We start from the raw sequence: 4,429 nt of genomic DNA, 5'->3' as shown, positions 1-4,429 counted from the left end.
CGACATCGCCCTCTCCACCACCGGCGTGGCCGGTCCCGGAGGCGGTTCGCCGGAAAAGCCGGTCGGGACTGTGTTCGTTGGCCTGGCCCAGCACCCGCACAGCCTGGGCGATTGGCCGCCGACGCGGGGGGATCTCCTCGTGGACCTTCAACGGACGCTCGTCCACCCGGACCCCGACGGCCGCTTCCTCTTCACCCGACAACTGAAACTCACCGGCGACCGGGAACTCGTCCGCCGCCGGACGGTCATCCACGCCCTGGACACCCTCCGCCGAAGGCTTGCCGACTGATGTTCCTCCAATTTCTCTTCTACTTCGGGTGGGGGGCCGGCCACGCCCTCCAGCCCGGCCACGGCAAGGCGATCATCTCCGCCTACATGGTCGGGAGCACCCCGGGCCGGAAGCCCGCCCGCGCCGCCCTCGACGCCGTCATCCTGGGGCTCGTCACCGCCGCCACGCACACCGTCGTCGTCTACGCCATCGCCCTCGCGGTGAAGCTCGCCGGGAACCTCGTGGACGAGGTCCTCCTGCAGGGCATCACCTCCGTCGTCGGCGCCTCGCTGGTCATCCTGGTGGGGGTTTGGATGCTCCGGGAGCGGATCCGGGAGCACGCGCGGCGGCACGGGACGGTGGACCACCACGGCGACGCGGTGGAATCGGACCACCATCACGGGCACGACCACGTCCACCTCCCCACCTGGGCCGCGGGGGACGACGAGCCCCGCTCGATAAAACGTCTGGTCGCCCTGGGCGTCTCCGGCGGGATAGTGCCGTGCCGGGGGGCGCTTTTAAACTACTTCGGCAACTCGGCGGCGACCGAGCTTTTCGATAAGTTGGCCGACCCCTTCGCCGCCCTGGCCGTCTACAGCCTGGGCATCGCGGTGACGATGATCGCGGTGGCATTACTGGCTGTATTCTTATCAAAGACCGTCGAGCGCCTGTCGGGCCGCTTCCGGGAAAACGCGTTCTGGGGGAACTTGTACCGCTTCCTGTGGTGGGCCGGGCCGGTGGTGGTCCTGGGTGTGGGCGGCTACCTGCTCCTCTACTCCTTCAACTACCTATGATGACCGAGCGGCTGCTCAAGAGCGATTTCAGGCGGGACGCCAAGCTGCTGCTGGCGCTCATTCTGGTCGCCCTCGCGGCGCGAATTCTCTACGCCTTCGATTACTCGGGCTCGCCGCTCTACCACTTCCCGATAATAGACGCCGGCTACCACAGCTTCCTGGCGCGGCTGGGGGCCGAGGGGGCCGCGATGCCCGGCGGTCCCTACTTCAAGCCGCCGCTCTACGTCTGGTTCCTGACCGACCTCTACTCCTCGGTGGGCGGCAAATCCATCCTCGCCGCGCACATCTTCAACACCCTTCTGGGGCTGGGCGTCGTCGCGCTGACCTTCCAGTGGGGGAAGAAGCTCTTCGGCCGCTGGCCCGCGTTCGCCGCGGCGCTCTTCGTCGCCCTCTACGACCTCGGTCCCTTCTTCGAGGAGCAGGCCGTCTCCGTCACCCTGGAAACGCTGACCTACCTCCTCTCCCTGGCACTCTTCGTCAACGCCTGGGAGGAGGGCCTCGACTGGGAGACGCGGAGAGGGAGGCTCATCTGGGCCGGAATCGCCCTGGGGTTCGGCGCGCTGGCCCGACCCAATCTGTTGCTCTTCCTGCCGGTGGCGGCGGCGCTGGGGCTCTTCTACGGCCTGCGAGACGAGAATTTTGACTGGAAGCGGGCCCTGGCCGCCGCGCTCATCCCCCTGGGTCTAGCGCTGGCGGTCATCCTCCCGGCCACCATCCACAACCTCTTCGAGTCGGGGAAATTCGTTCTGGTGAGCGCCAACGGCGGGGTGAATTTCTTCATCGGCAACGGCCCGGAGGCGGACGGCTTTTCGTCGGTGCCGCCGGGTATGGCCTGGCGACAGCTCGCGGGCGATTCGGACCTGGGCGGCGCCGGGAGCCTGGCCGACGGCGGATACTGGTACACCCGGGGTCTCGACGCCGTCTTCGCGTCCCCCGGACGGGCGATCGGATTGTTCTTCAAAAAGGCCCTGGGGTTCTTCAACGCGGCGGACGTTTCCAACAACGTGAACATCGGTTGGGCGCGGGGCCAGAGCCTTTGGCTCCGGCTCAACCCGCTGCGCTGGTGGCTGGCGGCCCCCTTCGGTCTGGCGGGGCTCGTGTCCGCCATGGGCCGCGATCGCGGGCGGATGCTGGCAAATCCCGGCGCGGGGCGCGGGCTCACCATCCTCGTCGCCTTCACCGTCACCTACGTCGTGGGGGTCGTCGCCTTCTTCGTCACCAGCCGGTACCGGATGCCGCTGTTGCCGGTCATGGCGCTCCTCGGCGCCGGTTTCGTAGCCCATCTGGTCCGCATGGTCCGGGACAGGAAAGCCCGATTGAACTTTCTGCCCTGGGTCCTGCTCCTGGTCTGCCTGGGGCTGACCCTGGCGCCCGTGGTGCCGGCGGACGACGGCTTTTCGGGAGAATTTTACGCCGGGCTGGCCCTCGAGAAGCAGGGGCTTTCCTCGGAGGCGCTCGTTCTGTACAATCGGGCCCTGGAGATCCGCCCCGACGACGCCGAGACCTACGAGCGGCGGGGCGCGGTGCGGGGCCGCCTGGGCGATGCCGCGGGCCAGCTCGGGGACTATGAGCACGCGGCGGAGCTGGCCCCGGATTACGCCGACGCACTCTACGACCTGGCGGCGCTCCTCGAGAGGACGGGAACATATCCGCCGGAGGAGTACCTGTCGCTCTACTCGCGGGCCGTCGAAGCCGACCCCGACTACATCCCCGCGCGGATGGCCTACGGAATGGCGCTCAAGTGGCTCGGCCGCTACGATGAGGCGGTCGGGCAGCTCAAGGAGGCGGTGAACCGCCGACCCCGCTTCTCCGCCGCGCATCGTCTTCTCGGCGAATTGTACGCGGCGCAGGGACGGCTGCCGGAAGCGGCGCGGGAATTTTTCCTGGCCGACTATTTCGGCGGCGAAATCTGGAGTTTTTAAAAATGCTCGAGACCTGGCAGAAGAAGGCGATCTTCCGGCGCGCTTTTTTGAGCGCCTCGCGGCTGACTCTACTCGTCATCCTCGTGGGGGCGGCGGTCATCTTCAACCTCGTCCTTGCCTGGTTCTGGCCCTCCGTCAGCCTCCTCGCCGTCGCCGTGCTGGGGTACGTGGTCTGGTCCGCGGCGCTCACGGGGCGCCCGGTCCACATCGCGCGCTCCATCCTGCGTGAGCTGTCCGGGTTCAGCGGACTGTCGCACCGCTTCAAATCGCGCCTGGCCGCCATCGAGCGCGTGTTCGTAAATTTTTGGGAGAAAACCGGCGACCTGGACGAGGAAATCATCAGCGAGACCCGGCGGGAGGCGCTGCGGGCCTTGATTGCCCTGGCATCGCGGCTGCGGGCCGTGGGGCTCGCCGACCGGGTCAACCGCGACGCCAAGCGCATCGGGAAGACGAGCGACCGGGCCGAGGAGATGGTCGCCGCCGCCGTTGACGAGGTGGAGCGGTTCATCGAGATGCTCAACCAGACCGCCGTCACCGCCGCCGAGGTTCTGCTCTTGAGCCGCGAGGAGGCGCTGGACCGGATGACCAAGGCCGCGGAGGAGCTGGCCCTTTGGCAAAAATCCCTCGCCGAGGCCAAGGCTGAGCTCGACGCGTCGGGACTTTAGGAGGAATCATGGGTGAGAGAGGCGCGGCGATAGTGACCGGCGGGGCCCGAGGCATCGGCGCCGCCGCGGCGAAGGCACTGGCGCGGGAGTTCCCCGTCGCCGTCTGGGACCTGGACGCCCCCGGGGCGGAGCGTACCGCCGGGGAAATCACCGCCGGGGGTGGGAAGGCGAAGGGCTGGGGCGTGGACGTGGGCGACTTCGACGCCGTCCAGTCCGCGGCCGAGGATGTCGCCAAAACCTTCGGCGCCGTCGAGGTTCTGGTCAACAACGCCGGCGTCACCCGCGACGGCCTCCTCATGCGCATGCGGCCCGAGGACTGGGACCTGGTCCTGCGCGTCAACCTCACCGGGGCCTATGCCTGCTGCAAGGCGGTGGTCCGCCCGATGCAGAAGGCGCGCAAGGGCCGCATCGTCAACGTCACCAGCGTCGTGGGCCTCACCGGCAACGTGGGGCAGGACAACTACGCCGCCAGCAAGTCGGGGCTCCTGGGGCTGACCAAGAGCCTGGCCAAGGAGCTGGGCGGGCGCGGGATCACCGTCAACGCCGTGGCGCCGGGGTTCATCGAGACCGAGATGACCGCCGGCCTGCCCGATGAGGTGAAGAAAGCCTTCCTCGCCACCATCCCCCTGGGACGGGCCGGAACGCCCGAGGACGTGGCCGGGGTTATCGCCTTCCTCTGCTCCCCCGCGGCGGATTACGTCACCGGGCAGATCATCAACATTGACGGCGGGATGGTCATGTAGAGCAATTACGCGGAGGAAGGGCTGCGACGTGTCCCCT

At 68.1% G+C, this 4,429-nt stretch carries 4 protein-coding genes and 1 pseudogene; all 5 read left to right on the top strand.

What is annotated here, in order from left to right; translation table 11 throughout:
• The 5 genes and pseudogenes from NTW26_09345 (at position 1) to fabG (ending at position 4,392) form a co-directional block, all read left to right on the top strand.
• A pseudogene (locus NTW26_09345) lies at positions 1–100 on the top strand (CinA family protein).
• A 188-nt stretch (positions 101–288) separates the two neighbouring features.
• The gene (locus tag NTW26_09340) at positions 289–1,062 is read left to right on the top strand and encodes a hypothetical protein (protein ID MCX7022457.1); all 774 of its coding nucleotides are present in this window, start codon (positions 289–291) and stop codon (positions 1,060–1,062) included.
• On the top strand, positions 1,062–2,984 hold the full coding sequence (locus NTW26_09335; GenBank protein MCX7022456.1) for a tetratricopeptide repeat protein: 1,923 nt from the start codon (positions 1,062–1,064) through the stop codon (positions 2,982–2,984). Before NTW26_09340 ends, NTW26_09335 begins: the two co-directional genes overlap by 1 nt.
• A 2-nt stretch (positions 2,985–2,986) precedes the next feature.
• Complete coding sequence (locus tag NTW26_09330; protein MCX7022455.1) at positions 2,987–3,649, top strand: hypothetical protein; 663 nt, start codon at positions 2,987–2,989, stop codon at positions 3,647–3,649.
• Between the two features lie 5 nt (positions 3,650–3,654).
• Entirely contained in the window at positions 3,655–4,392 is a 738-nt protein-coding gene (gene fabG, locus NTW26_09325; GenBank protein MCX7022454.1) for a 3-oxoacyl-[acyl-carrier-protein] reductase, read from the top strand.
• Positions 4,393–4,429 lie beyond the last annotated feature (37 nt).

Source organism: bacterium (genome assembly GCA_026398675.1).
GTDB lineage: Bacteria > RBG-13-66-14 > RBG-13-66-14 > RBG-13-66-14 > RBG-13-66-14 > RBG-13-66-14.
This window is presented reverse-complemented; position numbering and strand designations above follow the sequence as displayed.

Excerpts from the sequence above, each read along its gene's own strand:
- NTW26_09335 (MCX7022456.1), top strand. The coding sequence starts at position 1,062 with ATGACCGAGCGGCTGCTCAAGAGCGATTTCAGGCGGGACGCCAAGCTG.
- NTW26_09330 (MCX7022455.1), top strand. The coding sequence starts at position 2,987 with ATGCTCGAGACCTGGCAGAAGAAGGCGATCTTCCGGCGCGCTTTTTTG.
- NTW26_09340 (MCX7022457.1), top strand. The coding sequence starts at position 289 with ATGTTCCTCCAATTTCTCTTCTACTTCGGGTGGGGGGCCGGCCACGCC.